The sequence below is a fragment of the Pseudoalteromonas sp. SG41-1 genome (assembly GCF_014164575.1).
GTDB lineage: Bacteria > Pseudomonadota > Gammaproteobacteria > Enterobacterales > Alteromonadaceae > Pseudoalteromonas > Pseudoalteromonas rhizosphaerae.
Genome location: NZ_JACJFL010000098.1, coordinates 1 through 1,731 on the forward strand (window position 1 = coordinate 1; position 1,731 = coordinate 1,731).

The 1,731-nt window shown below is 39.7% G+C and carries 2 protein-coding genes; both read left to right on the forward strand.

The window, feature by feature from the left end:
- The first annotated feature begins 238 nt into the window (after window positions 1-238).
- Complete coding sequence (gene ampD / locus H5203_RS22395; RefSeq protein WP_182718484.1) at window positions 239-784, forward strand: 1,6-anhydro-N-acetylmuramyl-L-alanine amidase AmpD; 546 nt, start codon at window positions 239-241, stop codon at window positions 782-784.
- Between the two features lie 27 nt (window positions 785-811).
- Entirely contained in the window at window positions 812-1,663 is an 852-nt protein-coding gene (gene ampE, locus H5203_RS22400; protein WP_182820368.1) for a beta-lactamase regulator AmpE, read from the forward strand.
- Window positions 1,664-1,731: the final 68 nt, after the last annotated feature.

The following is a 1,731-nucleotide window of genomic DNA, read 5'->3' on the forward strand; positions in this document are numbered from 1 at the left end:
GGAACTAGGTTCTAGGGAAGTGACTAGCTTCTAGGTGAACTTACAGCCCGCAGCTCGTTACCCGTAGCTTTCTCTTCTCGGTGGTGAAATTGGTTTGTCTATGGAAATGTAAAAACAGTCGCGAGGTAAACTCGCTGCTACCGGCGCAAAACAATGAAAGTGCTTTGCTGTTATTCTACTTGGAAATCTATTAGCATCTGACTATGCATTTATTTACAGGCCATTATGAATATAAACTATGAAAATAAACTCTTTTGGTGTTGTTAGTACCGCTATCCAGCGACCAAGTACGCATTTTGATGAGCGCCCACTAGGTGAGGAAATATCTTTATTAGTGATTCATAATATTTCCTTGCCAGCAGGGCAGTTTGCCACGCCGTTTGTGGATGATTTGTTTATGGGATGTATTGATTGCCAAGCACACCCTAGCTTTGCTGATTTAAAGGGGTTGAGAGTTTCAGCACATTGTTTTATCAAACGCAGCGGTGAAATAGTTCAGTATGTGCCTTTTAGTAAACGTGCTTGGCATGCTGGGCAGTCTGAGTTTTTAGGACGTAGTCAGTGTAATGATTTTAGTATTGGTATTGAGCTTGAAGGTACAGATACAACGGCGTATACCCAAAATCAATATAATGCATTACAATCCTTAACTAAGACATTGATATATAAATACCCAGCTATCACTCGCGAGCGTATTGTTGGCCATTGTCACATTGCATCAGGGCGAAAAACAGACCCTGGAGACAGTTTTGATTGGAATCATTATTTTGCTGCTATATTTTAACTAGCGCCAATTTGGAAAGAGAAAAGTATGATCTTAATTTCTATAATAATAGCTCTGATATTAGAGCGTTTAGGTGCCCGATCTGATTATTGGCAAATAAGCTATTACGCGCAAGGCTATTTAACACGTTCAAAAAAACAGCTTGGCGAGCAAGGTCTATTCAATTCGCCTGCAGGATTTATTATTTGGCTGTGTTTGCCGGTATTACTTGTGGCGGTTATTTTTACCTTATCTGATTTTGTATTATGGCAGTTAGCCATTAATGTGGCTGTGCTGCTGGTTTGCTTTGGCTGTGCTAAACAACGTGCTTTATATAAGTCCTATTTAAATGCGCTAACCCGTGATGATCAGCAAGCGGCAACCTTATATGCACTGCAAATGGGGCAAAAGAAAACGGAAGAGCAAAAAGGTGGCGAAACTTTTGGACAAACGTTGGCTTGGGTAAACTTTCGTTTTTATTGTGCAGTTATTTTTTGGTTTGTAATATTAGGCGTACCTGGCGCGGCCTTGTATGCATTAGTACGTACTTTTGCTGATTTAGTGCAGGACGACCATAAAGTTGTGTATGCCAAACGATTTAAACTTATTCATTCATTATTATTTTGGCTTGATTGGTTACCAGCCAGAATCGCCAGCTTTGGTTATCTAGTAATAGGTAACTTTAATAAAGGCACCAGTTGCTGGCTGCATTATGCACTCGATTTTACAGTGAGTAACCGTAAAGTGGTTACTAATACCGCGCTTGCCGCAGAGCAAATAGAACAGCAACATTTTGGTTGCGCGTATGAAGCAACTTGCATGATGAAGCTTGTAAAACGAAATGTGTTGTTTTACTTGGTGTTGATTGCCTTGTTTACTTTATTTGGTGGTTTAGCGTAAATAAACAGGTGCTAGGTTTTAGGGAAGTTATTGTTAAAACCTAAAACCTAAAACCTAAAACCTAAAAC